Annotated in this window: 14 protein-coding genes; 3 read left to right on the top strand and 11 right to left on the bottom strand. The window is 46.3% G+C overall.

What is annotated here, in order from left to right; genetic code table 11:
- Positions 1-27: 27 nt before the first annotated feature.
- The 8 genes from H6F56_RS24435 to H6F56_RS24400 all read right to left on the bottom strand — a co-directional run bounded on the left by H6F56_RS24435 (position 28) and on the right by H6F56_RS24400 (position 7969).
- Complete coding sequence (locus H6F56_RS24435; RefSeq protein ID WP_190674270.1) at positions 28-681, bottom strand: Maf family protein; 654 nt, start codon at positions 679-681, stop codon at positions 28-30.
- 155 nt (positions 682-836) lie between these two features.
- The gene (psbP, locus tag H6F56_RS24430; protein ID WP_190674267.1) at positions 837-1379 is read right to left on the bottom strand and encodes a photosystem II reaction center PsbP; all 543 of its coding nucleotides are present in this window, start codon (positions 1377-1379) and stop codon (positions 837-839) included.
- A gap of 426 nt (positions 1380-1805) precedes the next feature.
- Entirely contained in the window at positions 1806-2186 is a 381-nt protein-coding gene (locus H6F56_RS24425; RefSeq protein ID WP_190674264.1) for a hypothetical protein, read from the bottom strand.
- A gap of 876 nt (positions 2187-3062) precedes the next feature.
- Positions 3063-3752, bottom strand: a complete 690-nt coding sequence (locus H6F56_RS24420) for a response regulator transcription factor (RefSeq protein ID WP_190674263.1) — start codon at positions 3750-3752, stop codon at positions 3063-3065.
- A gap of 71 nt (positions 3753-3823) precedes the next feature.
- Complete coding sequence (locus H6F56_RS24415) at positions 3824-5311, bottom strand: HlyD family efflux transporter periplasmic adaptor subunit (RefSeq protein WP_190674260.1); 1488 nt, start codon at positions 5309-5311, stop codon at positions 3824-3826.
- A gap of 17 nt (positions 5312-5328) precedes the next feature.
- Positions 5329-6306 carry an MvdD family ATP-grasp ribosomal peptide maturase gene (locus H6F56_RS24410; protein WP_190674258.1) on the bottom strand — a complete coding sequence of 326 codons (978 nt, stop codon included), beginning with the start codon at positions 6304-6306 and terminating at the stop codon, positions 5329-5331.
- A gap of 216 nt (positions 6307-6522) precedes the next feature.
- Positions 6523-7500 (bottom strand): MvdC family ATP-grasp ribosomal peptide maturase, encoded by a 978-nt coding sequence (locus tag H6F56_RS24405; RefSeq protein WP_190674255.1) that lies wholly within the window; start codon positions 7498-7500, stop codon positions 6523-6525.
- 178 nt (positions 7501-7678) lie between these two features.
- Entirely contained in the window at positions 7679-7969 is a 291-nt protein-coding gene (locus H6F56_RS24400) for a microviridin/marinostatin family tricyclic proteinase inhibitor (RefSeq protein ID WP_190674252.1), read from the bottom strand.
- 746 nt (positions 7970-8715) lie between these two features.
- Here H6F56_RS24400 and H6F56_RS24395 point away from each other — a divergent pair.
- Positions 8716-10860 (top strand): peptidase domain-containing ABC transporter, encoded by a 2145-nt coding sequence (locus tag H6F56_RS24395; protein ID WP_190674248.1) that lies wholly within the window; start codon positions 8716-8718, stop codon positions 10858-10860.
- On the opposite strand, the gene H6F56_RS24390 is transcribed toward H6F56_RS24395, so the two are convergent.
- The 3 genes from H6F56_RS24390 to H6F56_RS24380 all read right to left on the bottom strand — a co-directional run bounded on the left by H6F56_RS24390 (position 10857) and on the right by H6F56_RS24380 (position 13554).
- A complete protein-coding gene (locus H6F56_RS24390) occupies positions 10857-11834 on the bottom strand; it encodes a glycosyltransferase (protein WP_190674245.1) in 978 nt (325 codons plus the stop codon). The genes H6F56_RS24395 and H6F56_RS24390 overlap by 4 nt on opposite strands.
- Positions 11835-11943: 109 nt before the next feature.
- A complete protein-coding gene (gene mraY / locus H6F56_RS24385; protein WP_190674242.1) occupies positions 11944-13083 on the bottom strand; it encodes a phospho-N-acetylmuramoyl-pentapeptide-transferase in 1140 nt (379 codons plus the stop codon).
- A gap of 231 nt (positions 13084-13314) precedes the next feature.
- Complete coding sequence (locus H6F56_RS24380) at positions 13315-13554, bottom strand: DUF3134 domain-containing protein (RefSeq protein ID WP_190674239.1); 240 nt, start codon at positions 13552-13554, stop codon at positions 13315-13317.
- A gap of 136 nt (positions 13555-13690) precedes the next feature.
- Here H6F56_RS24380 and H6F56_RS24375 point away from each other — a divergent pair, with 136 nt between their 5' ends.
- A complete protein-coding gene (locus tag H6F56_RS24375) occupies positions 13691-15367 on the top strand; it encodes a glycosyltransferase family 4 protein (protein WP_190674236.1) in 1677 nt (558 codons plus the stop codon).
- A gap of 75 nt (positions 15368-15442) precedes the next feature.
- On the top strand, positions 15443-16030 hold the full coding sequence (locus H6F56_RS24370) for a PAP/fibrillin family protein (RefSeq protein WP_190674233.1): 588 nt from the start codon (positions 15443-15445) through the stop codon (positions 16028-16030).
- Positions 16031-16047: the final 17 nt, after the last annotated feature.

Raw genomic sequence — 16047 nt, 5'->3', positions numbered from 1 at the left:
GTTGCCGATGCCGGCGCGACCCGCCATTTAAGCTTGTTGAGGTTGCCAAAAATCTGTCACGTCATACCCAAGTTCGCCAATCATGTGGCGCAGCAGAGGCAAACTCAGGCCGATGACGTTGGTGTGGCAACCTTCAAGTTTTTCGACAAAAAGACCGCCTTTACCTTCGAGGGCGAAGCAACCAGCGCATTGAAGCGGTTCGCCGGTGGCAACATAAGCTTCGATTTCGCTATCGCTGACATTGGCAAAATAAACTCTTGTTATCTGGTAGCGCACGAGTGTTTTCCCTTGAGCCAGATCAATTAATGTATGGCCGGTGTAGAGTTCGCCAATCGATCCGCGCATTTGCTGCCAGCGTATGATCGCTTCTGCTGAGTCAGCCGGCTTGCCGTGAATTTCTCCCTTGATCTGCAAAACCGAATCACACCCTAATATCAGCCAGGATGCCAAACTTGGTGCCCCTTCCAAGTTGTGAGCCGGCAAATCCCCGACTTTCAACCGTTCTGCAATGCTTTCAGCTTTCAGTTTGGCGAGGGTTTGCACCAATTCGGCTGGGTTGGTGGTTTGAATTTGCGACTCATCAATGTCGCTAGGGCAGACAATGGGAGGGATGCCGGCGCTTTGCAGTAACCGACGTCGGGCTGGGGATGCAGAGGCGAGTAACAGTAAGGGCAGTCCCATAGGAGTAGAGAGGGGTGATTTGTCTAGTTATTCGGGGCGCTTTTGCTTGGCCGGCAGTAGGTGGTTTGCCGATATTGTAAGAGTGGGTTTATTCAACCCACCCATTACAAATTCCCAGCCGGTTGTGATGACCACTGAATGCTGAACACAGACATCTAATCAAGAGAGAAAGAATTGACGACTTGCTCAAACAACTGCTGCACTTTTGGCCAGCGTTCTTCTGTGGCTGAAGCGCTTAAGGTGTAGAGTTTACCCCGACCGATGGCTACACTGGCCAGGTTGTGACGTTGTTGAGTGGGCAGTTTAATCGTATGTTCCAATATATAGTAAGTCTTGTCGCCGACCTGCTTCTGCTCAGCATTGACTAATTCTGCTTCGCGTCCTGAGTTGGGAGGGCCAAGGCTACTTTTGGAGAGTTTGTAACCGACTTCGCTGGGGGTTCCTAAATCAGCGAGGGTTTTATTTGCCGGCATTGGATTGATTACAACGCTGACGTTCTCAGTTTCCTGAATCAAGTCCCGAAACACAACATCTGGGCCGTTGTTGACTTTCGTTTCCACCCACCCATTAGGATAGAGGAATTTATAGCCATCGGTGGTATCGACGTAGCCTTTTAAACCGGCGGTGGCGGTAGCTACGCAACCGCTTAGGGTTACGGTAAGTATGACGAGAAGTATTGCTGCAATTCGTTTGATCATGTCAGCGGTTGCCTTTATGCTGTGCCTTTCTTTTGGGGGGCGATGTCAGACCAGTTTTGATTTTTAATTGTTAATTTTTGATTGACCCGCACCCTAGCCAATCAGCATTTAGCGCGTCGGTCAATCTTGCAATTTTCAAGCAAAATGGCACGCGGGTTTTCCCCCATCTAGGTTCATTGTCTCATCTGGTGTCGGCAAAAGTTTAATGATGGGGCAATTAAAAAACCTCTGCCGGTGTGGCGGAGGCTGACATATTACTGCACTTGGCAAATATCTTTAGGTCTTGAATCGGGTTAGATAGGTATTATTAATATTTGCAGAGTTGCTTTTTGGCATTGGATAATTTCTATCATTTGATGCTTTCCCGCTATGCTGCCTGTAGCTCTCCTGCATCATTAATAATAAGTTTTCAACGGTAATTTGAGATTATTGACTCGTTGCCGGCGAACAAAGGCTTTGGACTGCTTGGTTCCAGATGTGGCGACCGGCTTCTTTAGCGGGCGATTCTCCAGGCGAAAATTCAGCGAGATAAGTTTCCTCATCAATGCCGTCAGAAACTAGCTGGCAAACTCCTTCGCCGGTTTGCTGAATGTCAATTTCCGAAGTTTCCGATAGAATCGCCCTCGCATCTTCTGACATCTCGCGAGACAAAAGGGCTTCTTTAAACTGTGCGGCGCTCTCCTGTTGCACACTATCGACAGGAGTTGGAAACTCGAAATTCGGATTATCTTGCTTGGCTGCAAAAGACGGGGTGGCAATGGCAAATAAAAGGCCGGCAGCCATAAATCCGTAACAAAGGCGTCTCATCAATGTACTCCAAATGTATTTGGGTTGCTGACTTGAACACAGAAGTTAGCAATCGGTGCCCTAATCAGACAAATCTTTACATTAAATGAATCAGCCTGTCGGCCTGATTGAGATTTTTCCCGGTAACGCTAACTGAAGGTTGGTTTAAGCTGCCGGCAACCTACCTTATATGAATTTAAACATAAAAGTTTATGAATTTTTTTAATTTATCTACCCAGACAATTAAGTTTTGTATATTAACTGTTGCAGATTTTTTGGAATTGAGCCGTTTTTTCAAGGGAATAGGACAAGCCGGTTCAAGAATCGGGCTTTCTCATTATTCCTTTAACAAATAGCGGTGATTTCAAGGTGATCTTGATATTTTTATAAATCGCTTTAAATTTAGAAATTGTAAATATTTGTCGTAGGAAGAGAGGAGGCAGACCCACAAAGTTCGCGCCTCTATCTGGTTAAGTTTAGAGACGCGATTGACTTGTGAGACGACAATTAAACAGATTTATTATTGTGAAAGGTTCTGAGCTATAATCCGCTTTGCATGGCGACCAACCCAATCACCGCAACGCTCATCAAAATCAGTAAAGCTCCCATTGAAAGTGATTGACTAAGCTGCGTATTTGAGATTTTCATATTTTAGGCTCTGTATTTTTACTGAGGTCTCATAACAATAACAGAACTTATGTCAACGACACATAACATTAAAATCTTTTAAAGAAACGTAAACTATCTTAAAAAAAGAACTCGACTTTTATAGCGCTAGAGTTTGCTTAAAAGTCGAGCTTGGGGGGTTTAGAAATAGATTTTTAGCTGAAATAGAGGTGCCGGCACCGGCTTTCAACGTTCAATATCTCAGATGCCGGCACCGGCAACGTTTACCGGCTATTTTGTTAAGCCGTGTTCCAAGGCGTAGCGGACTAATTCCGTGCGGCTATTGGTGCCGGTTTTGCTGAATAGCCGGCTAACATACTTTTCCACATTGCGAACACTGGTTTCTAAGCGGCGGGCAATCTCTTTATTCATCAACCCTTGAGCAACCAGATCCAAAACACTTTGCTCTCTGGGAGTCAAGTCAATTTTAATCGGTGCCGGTGTTTGCGTAATGCCACTACGACCTGTCAGTAAAGACTTAATCTCAGCAATTTGACTGGCAAGCTCAGTAATATCAGGCGTTTCACCATCGCCAGTCTTTGCTGTCGCTTCTCGCCTCTCCAGCAAATTTTCTACTATTGCCACCAATTCATCGGGGTCAAATGGCTTAGAAATATAGGCATCACAGCCGGCTTGATAGCCTAGAATTCGGTCAGATGTCATGCCTCTAGCAGTCAAAAACACCACCGGCAACGCCTTAAAACGAGGGTCATCTCGCAATTGCTTGAGAAACTGATAGCCATCGACTTGGGGCATCATCACGTCCGTAATCACCAAATCAGGCCGTTTCTGCTGCACCAGTTCCCATCCGAGCTTGGCATTACTGGCGACGTTCACACTAAATCCACTGTCTTCTAGATAAGCTTGCACTGCTTCACGCAATCCAGGCTCATCATCGACCAGTAATAATTGTGCTGACATGGATGTTCCCTTTCCGCTACTTTATTTAACTTTAGCAACGATAAGGACTGGAAAGGATGCCGGCAGCCTGTTCACAAATCTGTCAGTAGCCTTGCCTTTCTGAGAATAAACGTAAGAACCGTCTCTTGTTTAGAAATAATATCAGCTGTGCCTTGCATCCCAGCTTGAATCGGACATTTGCGATCGCCCTGAACCAAAGCAAGGGTTTCCGGCTGAACCGTCACTTCAAAGAAAGCAGCGTTTAAGGTGGGAGTTTGGGGAGATTGTGAATTGGCGTCAGGCTTCATTGCATCCGGTGAAACTCCCGTCACCTTGCCTTTAAGAATACCGTAATCCGGATAAGGACAGGCAGAAACCCGCATTTGCACAGATTGGCCGGCTTTCACGCGGCTGATATCCTCCGATGACACCAGCGCTTTCACCACCAAAGGCGCTTCACTAGGAGAAACTTCAGCAATCAGATCCCCTGGACGCACCAGTTGAGACGTGTTGCGGAGATTAAGCACCTGGATAGTACCAGAAACGGGTGAGCGAATGATCGTGTTTTTCAGTTCAGTTTCAATTTGTTGCAGTTCTTGCTGATCGCGGTTGAGTTGGCTTTGGATTTCCACTTTTCGCTGAAGCAACTGCTCTCGTTCTTGATTTAATCTAGCTAAGGTGACAGCACCGGCAGCTTTTTCTTGGTCAATTTTCTCCCGCGCCATTGCTACAATTGCCTGACTCGGATCAAGGCCGGCTGAGGCCCCTTGCAATCGAGCTTTTGCCGCCTCTATCGCTTGTTTTTGCTGCTCTATTGTTTGCCTTTGGCTGATAATTAAAGCTTTTTGCTGCTCAACCGCTTCTTCTTGCTGCTCAACCGCAAGTTTTGCTTCCTCAAATTGATCTTGAGAAAGTCCCCCGCTTTCAACTAAAGGCTGATATCGATCACGTTTCGACTCTGCTACTTTTAAAGTTGCTTGAATCGATCTTAAATTTGCCTCACCGGCTTGTAATTCTGCCTGTGCCTTTTGCAATTCTTTTTCGGCAGCTCTAATATTCGCTTCGGCTTCTGTAACTCCTGCCACAGAAGTCACCTGCCGGTCTTGATAGTCCCGTTGACTCCGATCCAGATCCGCTTGTGCTGAGGCTACAGCCCGCTTTGTGCGGTCACTTTCAGCCGCAACTTGACCCGCTAAGGCACTAATTTGAGCGTCGAGTTGAGTTAGTTGGAGTTGGCTATTTTGAATATTTCCTTGCAATTGGCTCTTTTTCGTTTGCAGTTGGGAGTCGTCAATATAAGCGAGTGCGTCTCCCTGTTTGACTGCTTGATTTTCTTTGATTTCAATTCGGTTAATGCTGCCTTGAGCAGCCGCTTGAATGAGTCGCAGATCGCCGGTGGGGCGAACTGTCGCGGCAGCTTTAACAGTCACGTTGTATTTTGTGACGGCAGCAACGATGACGCCGATGCCAAATGTTGCAACCAAAAATAGTCCGCCCAGCCTTGTCCACAAGCCGATAGGGGGGAGAAATTCGTTGCTGTTAAGTGGTTGAAAAAATTCTGAATCTGATTCACTCAACATGATTAAAATAAAGCCAGTTATTTTTGAGACTGAGTGAGCAAAATATCTGCGATTGCATGGGAAATAGGTAAACCTGGGCACAACTCCAGCCAGAAAAACTCCCCAACCGGGTTAACTTCCAAGAAAATATGGCGACCGTCTGGCGTTAAAATCAGGTCAAGCGCTCCGTAGTTTAACCCAAAGTAGCTCATCAACTGTAGCAGCCTTTCTCCGAGTTCTTGGGGTAAATCATAGGGTTTCCAATCATCTATCAGGGCTAAGCCTTGCCTGCGCCAATCGTGACGCGCCTTCTCAGAACTTTGAGAATCTATTGAGGCAGTAAACAACTGCTTCCCAACAACAATTGTGCGTAATTCTAACGCTTTGGGAATGTGTTCCTGAAACGTCATCGGACAAAAGCGCAACCCATCGAGATTTTCTAGATCTTCAGCAGTTAAAGGATTGGTGAAAACAACTTTTTCTATACCCTCTTCATAAATAGCAAAAGAAGAATGCATTTTGGTGATTAAATTTCCCTCGCACTCGCCGGCAAATTCTCGCACGGCTTGGGGATTATTTGTCATTAAAGTGCGTGGCGTATCAATCCCCAATTCTCGCGCAACTTGCAACTGCAATTGTTTGTTTTCCGCCCGCCGGAGATGGGGCACTGGATCGAGGTGAAAAGCTTTAAGGCTAGCGATCATTCCTTGAACAGTCGCCCGCGATTCCTGAATTGAGGCTTGTCTGAGTTGAGCATCCATTGTGCTAGGAATTCGCCCGCCTATTCTGAGCCGGCGATACCAGACTGCGGATACTTCATGAAGATCCAGTTTATCTTGTTCAGAAGCAACGATTAGTCGCTCTTTTCCGTTGCTGTAGTAGATATCTAGCTGAATCTCTGTGGGAAATTGGTCTGTGTTAAAACGAAACGCTTTGCCGCCTTGTTTCTCTACGGCGTCGATCACCATAGGGATGCTTTGGTTGTCCTGGCTGTGGGTAATAATTAGAACTGTCATAAGATTTCGTGGTTTAGATTTTGAATTCTGTCGGGCTGATTCATTCTTTTAAGGCTCTAGCCTGATAGGGATGGGCATTGTAGAAAAAGTTGTTAAAATTTGACTGTAAATATAGTATTTAAATCGATTTTAAACGACTTTGACTATAAGCAGGAGATTAAAAATTTGGCGAGTTTAGGGAATAGAACAGCTCTTGTCTAACAAATTTCAACGCTATTAACCTAATAGAGTATCTGCAATTGCCTCAGAAATTGGCAGATTTAAATCTCGCTCTAACATTCCCCATTCCCCTGTCGCGTTAACTTCAAGAAAAATATATTCATTGTCTGGGGTTTGGATAAAGTCGAAGGCTCCAAAAAGTAGCCCAAACTCTGCCATAAAAGTATTAAGACAATCGGCAATTTGAATTGGAATTTCTGCCGGCTCCCACACACACTCGCCTGGTTTAGCACTCCGCCAATCCATTGTCGTTGCGGAATAACGAGAGGCATCCAGTGCCCCAGCAAACAATTTTCCCGCCACAAATATCACCCGCAATTCCCTCAATTTTGGAATTTGCTCTTGAAAAACCATTGGGCTGTAGCGGAGTGATTCAGCATCGGCAAGATCCGCTTCTTTAACTTCGCTGGTATACAGGAAAAAAGCGGAGCCTTCCATACTGGCTGAAAGGGGTGTCAAAAGTTTTGCCACCATTTTTCCCTTCAGTTGTTGAAAAAAGTCTCGTGCTTCTTGAGGATCATTGGTAACGAGAGTTCGGGGAATGTGCAAACCGGCATTTCTAGCAATTCTAAGCTGGCGCAACTTGTTCTCTGCGGCGGAAATACGTCGCAAATCATCCACCCAGCGCACCTCGCTAAGGCTGTCTAAGAAGCCGAGAAGGGCGGCACGTGACTCTCGACGACAAGCGTACTGGTACTGTGGGGATAATTCTGGACTCAGCTTTGGTTCCCATAGCCGGCGCATCCAAACTGATCGCACTTGCTCTGTGCTAATCGATTTGTCTTGATAGTGAAGCCGGTGATGCAGTCCTTCGCTACTAATTTGAGCTGAAAGTTGCAGATCCATTGGGAATTGATCGGTGTCGAGACGAAAAGGTTGTGCCCCGCGCTGGGCGATGGCTTCGGCAACGCGATCAATCGTGAAGAAATCTCCACTGTGGGTGAGCAATAAAACAATATTGCGAGACAAACTCATGAAAAAAAATGCGGTGAGGTGGGCAAACAAAAAAGGTTGCAAACCCAAAAATCCGCAGAACTGATTAACTGGGAATCAGATAACTGCGGATTATCAGCTATGCAGTTATTGCGTGTTGCAGTTTGCTGGTTTCCAAAGCCGGCTGTCTAATTGCATTGAACCCAGCTCAAGCAAGCCATTACAGGCTGCCGGAGTCCTCGGCATCAGACGGGTACTTCATTGTCACCATGACTTCCCCTTCATCTTCGGCATCAGATGGGTACTTCATCGTCGTCACCTCTCCACCCTCTTCTTGATCTGATGGATATTTTTCGGTCACCGCGATTCCGCCGCCGCCACATTTTGATTTTTTCCTGCCTTTGCCGCCGGCTGCGGCTTCCATATCCTCTTCAGAAAGTTCTTCAATGTTCTGGCTTTCTAGGAAGCGGGCGAAAAAGGGAACTGCTTTTTCGTTTGGCATTTCAGACATGAGTGTATTACTCCTTTTTTTGTAGCAGTCAATTTTTGGATAGCAACAATCTGGCTAGCTGAATACCGATCAGTTGCAGACTGAAGCCGAAAGACGTTTCTCAGGAATTGTGGGTTCCTTGTCTTAAAATAATGTTACTTGAAATTTCGTAAAAATTATAGATAAGTATTTTTACTTTTCTTCCGAAAAAACTTATCTGTTCAGTAGGTTACACGCGATCCCCAGGACTTGACAATCGCATTTGCATTAAGATAGGGTTAAGCGATCAAAGTAATGATTTCCGCAGAGTAAAAAATCAAAACCAATTTTTTAAACCGATCAGTGTTTGGCCAATAGCATGAAAATCCGAATGAGGAAGAAATACGCGCTCGGTTTCATGCAGTTATTTCAAGATTGGTAGTAGACAGAGAATTTTTAGAATGTGTGCTTTAATGCCAGAAAGTTTCCTAGGAATTATTTAAATTTTCTCGAATAGAGGAAAGTTGGGATAGGTTTGGATAGCTGAGCTTGCATATTTCTATGTTTTGTCAAGATTAATTTTCTACCGGCGGCTTTCTGATCCCAAGCAAATTTGCTTCAACCCAGGTCAATCAAAGATATTCAACCTAAGAGGTTTCTAGCCGGCTTGAGGGTTGCAATCTCGCTTCAAGGCAGGAACACTGAAAGGATATCTGAGACTTCTCTGACATCCTCTCAGCCAAGCCGGCATCTACCATCATTAAAGATGCGCTTTCCCTTAAGGACGAATGAAATACCAGGTTGTTTTACAGCACAGTGAAGAAGACTGCGGCGCTGCTTGTCTTGCCACCATCGCCAAACAGCACGGGCGCACGTTTACCCTCACCCGCATTCGGGAAGCGGTCGGCACCGGCCAGTTGGGAACGACCTTACTTGGGCTGAAGCGGGGTTCAGAGGCACTCGGGTTCAATGCCAGAGGCGTCAGGGCTTCACCTGAAATTCTCGACAAAATGAAAGAAGCCCCCTTGCCGGCGATCATTCACTGGATGGGCTATCACTGGGTGGTTTTGCACGGACAGCGCGGTAATAAGTATGCGATCGCAGACCCGGCTGTTGGCATCCGCTACCTGTCTAAGGAAGAGTTAAAAGAGGGCTGGGCTAATGGCTTGATGCTTTTACTCGAACCCGATCCCGTCCGCTTTTCCGCCCAGTCTGATGATAAGGTTAGCGGTTTTGGGCGTTTCTTTAAGCCGGTGTGGGCTTATCGAGGCATTCTGGGGGAGGCATTTCTAATTAATCTTGTTTTGGGGATGCTGTCTTTAACTTCCCCATTTTTGCTGCAAATTCTCACGGATGATGTGCTGGTTCGTGGGGATACGCAGTTGCTCACGGGTGTGGTAATTGCTGTTATTATTATGAACTTTCTCAGCAGCAGCCTCCAGCTCGTACAGTCTAACCTGATCGCCCACTTTGCTCAACGGTTACAGTTAGGGCTAGTGCTGGAATTTGGCAGAGTCATTCTGCGTTTACCTCTAAGCTATTATGAAGCACGTCGCAGCGGTGAAATTGTCAGCCGGCTCCGAGATATTCAAGAAATTAATCAGTTAGTTTCCCAAGTTGTTATCCGCCTTCCCAGCCAATTATTCATTGCTGCTATTTCTCTGAGCTTTATGCTGTTCTACAGTTGGAAACTCACCATAGCTGCTTTTTTATTTGCACTTTTAATGACCTTCTCGACAGTCATCTTTCTGCCGACACTTCAGCAGAAGACTCGAACTTTATTAGTTTTAGAAGCAGAAAATCAGGGCGTTTTAGTCGAAACCTTTAAGGGCGCACTCACACTAAAAACCACCACGGCAGCCCCCCAATTTTGGGAAGAGTTTCAGAGCCGGTTTGGTCGCCTCGCTAACGTCACCTTCCGCACGATTCAAATCGGTATTATCAACAATACCTTTTCTGGGTTAGTTTCCAGTATTGGTAGCGTTGCCTTGCTTTGGCTGGGTAGCAGTTTAGTAATTAGCCAAGAATTAACTATCGGTCAGCTCTTGGCATTTAACAGCATGAACGCTAACTTTATCGGATTCATCGGCACAATCGTTGGATTCGTAGATGAATTTACGATGGCTCAAACGGCTACACAACGCCTAACAGAAGTGATTGACTCGACTCCTGAAAGCCAGAACGATTCTCAAAAGCCGGTTGCGAGAATTCCGGGCAATGCTGACATTACTTGTACGAATCTCAACTTTTATCATGCGGGAAGGGTTGACCTTCTCAAAGATTTCACACTCAAAATTCCTGGCGGTAAAGCAACTGCCTTAATCGGTAAATCTGGCTGTGGCAAAAGTACCTTGGCTAAGCTAATTGCGGGGTTGCACTCCCCGCAATCTGGGAATATTCGCTTTGGCATTTATAATATGCAAGACCTTTCTTTGGATTGCCTGCGCCAACAGGTTATCCTAGTTCCGCAAGAGGCTCACTTTTGGAGTCGGTCAATTATTGAAAATTTTCGTTTGGGCAATCCTTACGTGACATTTGAGCAAATTGTTACCGCTTGTCAAATTGCTGAAGCTGATGAATTTATTAGTAAATTACCCGATAAATATCAAACCGTTTTGGGTGAATTTGGCGCAAACATCTCTGGAGGACAGCGGCAGCGGCTAGCCATTGCTAGAGCAATTGTTAACGATCCGCCGGTATTAATTTTAGATGAATCCACAGCCGGTTTAGATCCGGTGAGTGAGGCTGAAGTTCTAGACCGGCTGCTGTCCTATCGGCAAGATAAAACAACCATTACAATTAGTCACCGTCCTAGAGTTATTGAGCGTGCTGAGTGGATTGTATTTATAGAAAATGGTCAGTTAAAATTGCAAGGTTCTGTGGAGGATCTGCGAAAACTTCCAGGCGAGCATATTAACTTTTTAACGCCTTAATTTGACGACTGGATAAATGGTTCAATTTGTCGTGATTTATCTACTAAATTTGCTTCTCGTTGTCCCGTTGTTCTAGCCTGAAAACAAAATAGATCGAGGGGTGTACTTAATAAGTCTGCCAAGCCGGCTTTTCCAGTAATCGCTTTGACACTAGCAGCCGGCAATTCTTTTAACAACCACCGGCTGATTCGATAAAGGGATTCTTTAGCCGTTAATTCCCGCATTAAATCAATGCCATGTAATTCGTGCAAATACTTGTTTGACTCGCCATAGCGCCGCCACTGACTTTGCAATTGCCGCAAAGTTGAACGATGCCGGTGTTCTACAATTGCTTCTGGTACAAATTCTAGTTGCCAATGAGTTTGCCGCAAAATCCGCCAGCAGATATCAGCATCGCCGCCAGTCGTTAAATAAGGACGAAATAAAGCGACTTCTTCTAAAACTTGCCGACGAATAGCTAAATTTGCAGTTTGACCGTAAGGGCAAAAAGGATGCGCTAAGGTATGCTTCTGGGATAAAGTATCGTGCCGGCTGGCGTATTTTTCCAGCAAAGTTTTACCGGCAAGCGCCTCAATTTCACCGGCAACAATTCCTACATTTTGGTTGACAAATGGCTGAATTAATAAGTACAACCAGTTAGGGTTGGGCCGGCAGTCAGCGTCAGTGAAGGCAAGAATTTCGCCGATGGCAGCACGAATGCCGGTATTCCTAGCGGCGTACGAACTTTGAATTTGATTCTCGTTGAGGTGGCGGAAACCCTCGCCGGCGGCTGCAATCAGGGTGCCGGTTTGATCGCTACTATTATTGTCTACGAGCAAATACTCAACTAAATCTGCTGGGTAAGTTTGTGAGCGTAAACAATTTAGTAAATCTGGTAAATCTGCCTCGCCATTGTATATCGGAGCAATGACGGAAACTTTGGGTAAAAAAGCAGGGTTGCTAAAGTTATTCGCTTGGCTGGGAGACATTTTCATAGATTGAAGGTTTTATGATGCATTTGGCACCCAGCCAAGCGTACCGGCAGTTTTGTCTAACGCTTTCTCCGTTTCAATGCTGCCGGCACATCTGTCAGCATTTTAGTAATTAATGAACCATTAGTGCGAGGAGAACAAGGATTGTGTTAATCACATAAAAAACGCCAACAATTTTGATTTCTCGCCATCCCGAAAGTTCTAAATGATGGTGAAGTGGGGCCATTTTAAACAGGCGTTTGCCAATTCCATCTGGGCCTTTGGTGGCTTTGTAATATCCTACTTGAGCCATTACAGACAGCGTTTCAACGATTAGAATGCCGCCGATAATAAAAAGACTCCAGAGGCTATTTGTGAGAATCGCCACGGCTGCTAAAGCGCCTCCCAATGCTAGAGAGCCGGTGTCTCCCATAAAAACACGAGCGGGGTTGCGGTTGTGAGCGACAAAACCAAGACAGCTACCACTGAGGCAGGCGCAGAAAATCGCTAAACCGGCAGAGGTTGGTGCAACTACTACAGCGAAACCCAGGAACGCGATTGCACCGAGTCCGCCCATTAGTCCATCCACGCCATCGGTGAGGTTAGTGGCATTACTTTCTGCCACGAGCACAAATACCGCTAAGGGCCAAAATAGCAACCCTAACGGAATCGCTAAACCGAGGGGTAAAAGAATTGTTGTGATACTTGCCGGCTCAACCGATTCTAGAAAGTACGTCTGGATGAGCAACCACAGACAAAACAGCCCACCAAATCCTACTTGTAAGGCAAGTTTCATTTGAGGCGAAATGCCTTTATTCGATTTGCGACGTAGGATTTGCCAGTCGTCCAGCCAGCCAATGAAGCCATAAGCGAGCGTTAAGGCGGCTACAGCGATGACAGAGATGAAATTGGATGCTGAGACTGCCGGCGAAAAACCAGACCACAGCAGCGCCACCAGCACGCCCACCGGCACAAAAAACACCCCGCCCATTGTCGGAGTGCCGGCTTTTTTCAAATGTGCTTGAGGGCCATCTTCTCGAATAATTTGGCCGGTTTTTAGCTGCTGTAGTAGCGGAACCACCCAGTAGCCCAAGCCCGCGGTTAGTAGGGCAGAAATTAACAGGGGCAACGTCAGGGAGAACCCTAAATTGAGAAACCTGCCGGCTGTCCAATCCAAAATTAGCGCTGCTGCACTCAGCCCAACGCCTAGCAGCCAAAACAGATTCGTGCCTGAAAGGTTTAATGCGTTGCCAGAAAATGATTTAGCGTCCACAAAGTTTTTATTTCACTCCACACACCAATAATCCGAAGACGGCGCTCAAGTCTCCGCTCAAAAAAAAGTGTGAGGGGTAAAGGGTTAAGGGTCAAGGATTTGGGATGAAAACTCAAGGCAGTGGGAGTTTGAGAGGTTGAAATGATTTGCACTCCACACTCCCCACTTTAGCCAATGCGTTACCTGTACGCTGGGTGAGCGACTACACCCCTCACACGTCGTTTTTAGTTTTTATTCCTCCAAATCAAGCTCATCATCATCGTCATCATCGAGGTCAAAGGTGCCCTCATCCACCGCCATCAGTTCAGAAATTTCTTCTTCCTCATCCAGATAACCCGCAAGCTCGTGAGAGTCGCGAGCTATCAAACGACCTGTGTTTTCCAGCCAGTCTAAAAGGGAAGTCTCTTGATTCAATGGAATGACATCCGCCGGCTGATGACGAGGTTCTTGACGCAGAGAAGGGTTATACATTCTTACACTCCCACGACTAAAGTCGATCCGCTATTGCAACTTGTGCCCTAAGTCATCTTACACGAGCCGGCTGAGAGTATGTTTATGATCAGTTGTCAGACTGTCAAAAAAAGATGTGAACGGGAGTCATCTGAGGATGAGTACAAGTTCGGCTGTTTTTTATATCAAGGATGGTTTCGATACGAGTGGTAAACAACTGCTCGGTCGCCAAGCGGCGGGTGAAGGTTTTCTTAAAGGTTTAGTCAAGTATGGAACAGCAGAGCGTCTCTACTGTTACACAGGGCAACGGCAAGATTTCAGCGATTTTTGCCAACGAATAGAACCTTGGGCAAAACGCCGCCGTCCTGTCCGGTGGCTACAGGCTGACAATCCTACAAGCCTTGCTGAAGCCGGTGGTATCTACAAACCCGATCCGAGCATTTCTGACTTGGTTTGGATGCGGCGATTTACAGATGAGCGTGCTTATAGCGTTTGTGGGGTGACTCACACCATCGTTAGCAGGTCGGCAACGAAAGCAATTGGGGATTTACTGATAGCGCCGGTGCAGCCTTGGGACGCTTTAATTTGCACGTCTGTCGCGGTTAAAACGGCGGTTGAACGTCTTTTAGAAACATGGGCTGAGTATTTAGGTCAACGCACCGGCAGCAAGCCTCAGGCTGAGATTCAACTGCCAATTATTCCCCTTGGTGTTGATTGTGAGGCATTTCCCCAAGGCAGTGAGGCGCAAGAGATTCGCAGCCGGATGCGTCAAGAACTTGGCATCGCTCCAGATGATATTGTGGTTCTGTTTGTGGGGCGCTTAATTTTTTATGCAAAAGCCCATCCAGTGCCGATGTATTTGGCTTTGGAACGCGCTGTTCAAGCAACTGGCGCGAAAGTGCATCTAATCCAGGCCGGCTGGTTTGAAGATGCGAGGGAAGAGGCTGACGGCAAAAACAGTCCTCAACGATTTTGTCCTTCCGTCAATGCAATTTTTCTAGACGGACGTGAGCCGGCAATTCGTTCAGGAATCTGGTCTGTTGCTGATATTTTTATATCTCTAGCCGATAATATTCAAGAAACATTTGGTTTGACGCCAATTGAGGCAATGTCTCAAGGATTGCCGGTGATTGTTTCCGATTGGGACGGTTATCAAGAATCGGTGCGTCATGAAATTGATGGGTTTAGAATTCCCACAATTATGCCGGCATCGGCAGATGGCATTGATTTCGCATCCAGTTATCTTAATGACAATTTGAATTACAGTTCTTACATCGGTCATGCGTCGATGGTAACGGCTGTTGATATTGAGGCTTGCGCTCGCTCGTTGATTGCTTTAATTGAGGATAGCGAGCTGAGGCAACGCATGGGAGAAAATGGTAAAACTAGGGCGAGGGAGGTTTACGATTGGAAAGTTATCATCCCTGCGTATGAGCAGTTATGGCAAGAACTCGCTGAAATTCGCGCTCAAAAGCCGGTGTCTTTTCCCACGCCTGCCGGTGCTCCACCTTATCCCCTGTGTGACGATCCTTTCCGGTGGTTGAGTCATTATTCAACGGCCCATCTGGACAGCAAAATGGTTCTCAGTTTGGGTTCGATGGCCACGCCGGCACATCTAGAGGGACTGCGAAAAACCTGGAACACTAATTTTGGTTCACCGAGAAGAACGCCGGCGGCCACTGTCGATTCAATTTTAGCTACCATTAAACAAGAGGGTTCTCTTTCTGTGGGAGATATCCTCAGCCGGTTTGCCAATCAAAATCCCGCCCAAGCAAAACATCTATCTCGTACCTTGGTTTATCTCTTAAAATTTGATGTTTTGCGCCTTCAATAATTTTATCCTCCGTAGGGGGACGCTGCGAATTGCGCCCCTACAAGACGGAATTACACCTAACAAGTAACAACAATTATGATAGGAAAATCTGCCTTATTAGAAGTAATTGCCGGCAAAAATCGCGGACTGCTGGCAACCGAAACAGATAAACTGGCCATTCTCGCGGCAGTCGCCCAACTGGAAGACCGCAACCCCACTCCCCGACCTGTAGAAGCTGCCGAAATGCTTGATGGAAATTGGCGCTTGCTTTACACCACCAGTCGGGGACTTTTAGGCATTGATCAGTTCCCTTTGCTCAAACTCGGCCAAATCTATCAGTGCATCCGCGCCAAAGACGCAAAAGTTTATAACATTGCCGAAGTTTATGGTGTGCCTTATTTAGAAGGCATCGTTAGCGTTGCTGCTACCTTTGAGCCGGTTTCTGAACGCCGGGTTCAAGTAAAATTTAATCGCTCAATTATCGGGATACAGCGGTTCATCAACTATCAATCACCCGGAGATTTAATCGAGCAAATTGAAGCCGGTAAAAAATTTATCGCCATTGATTTTCCCATTGAAAGCCGCGAACAGCAAGGTTGGTTAGATATTACCTATTTAGACGAAGACCTGCGGGTCGGTCGCGGCAACGAAGGCAGTGTGTTTGTGCTGACCAAAGGGCGATAAATTCAAAATTCTCAACT

The sequence above is a fragment of the Microcoleus sp. FACHB-672 genome (assembly GCF_014695725.1).
Classification (GTDB): domain Bacteria; phylum Cyanobacteriota; class Cyanobacteriia; order Cyanobacteriales; family Oscillatoriaceae; genus FACHB-68.
Note: the sequence above shows the minus strand (reverse complement) of the source record. Positions and strands in the feature narration are given on the sequence as shown.

Coding starts and splice junctions, on each gene's coding strand:
- H6F56_RS24405 (WP_190674255.1), bottom strand. CDS start 7,500: ATGAGTTTGTCTCGCAATATTGTTTTATTGCTCACCCACAGTGGAGAT.
- H6F56_RS24435 (WP_190674270.1), bottom strand. CDS start 681: ATGGGACTGCCCTTACTGTTACTCGCCTCTGCATCCCCAGCCCGACGT.
- H6F56_RS24390 (WP_190674245.1), bottom strand. CDS start 11,834: ATGAAAATGTCTCCCAGCCAAGCGAATAACTTTAGCAACCCTGCTTTT.
- H6F56_RS24420 (WP_190674263.1), bottom strand. CDS start 3,752: ATGTCAGCACAATTATTACTGGTCGATGATGAGCCTGGATTGCGTGAA.
- H6F56_RS24370 (WP_190674233.1), top strand. CDS start 15,443: ATGATAGGAAAATCTGCCTTATTAGAAGTAATTGCCGGCAAAAATCGC.
- psbP (WP_190674267.1), bottom strand. CDS start 1,379: ATGATCAAACGAATTGCAGCAATACTTCTCGTCATACTTACCGTAACC.
- H6F56_RS24410 (WP_190674258.1), bottom strand. CDS start 6,306: ATGACAGTTCTAATTATTACCCACAGCCAGGACAACCAAAGCATCCCT.
- H6F56_RS24415 (WP_190674260.1), bottom strand. CDS start 5,311: ATGTTGAGTGAATCAGATTCAGAATTTTTTCAACCACTTAACAGCAAC.
- H6F56_RS24375 (WP_190674236.1), top strand. CDS start 13,691: ATGAGTACAAGTTCGGCTGTTTTTTATATCAAGGATGGTTTCGATACG.
- H6F56_RS24395 (WP_190674248.1), top strand. CDS start 8,716: ATGAAATACCAGGTTGTTTTACAGCACAGTGAAGAAGACTGCGGCGCT.
- H6F56_RS24425 (WP_190674264.1), bottom strand. CDS start 2,186: ATGAGACGCCTTTGTTACGGATTTATGGCTGCCGGCCTTTTATTTGCC.
- H6F56_RS24400 (WP_190674252.1), bottom strand. CDS start 7,969: ATGTCTGAAATGCCAAACGAAAAAGCAGTTCCCTTTTTCGCCCGCTTC.
- H6F56_RS24380 (WP_190674239.1), bottom strand. CDS start 13,554: ATGTATAACCCTTCTCTGCGTCAAGAACCTCGTCATCAGCCGGCGGAT.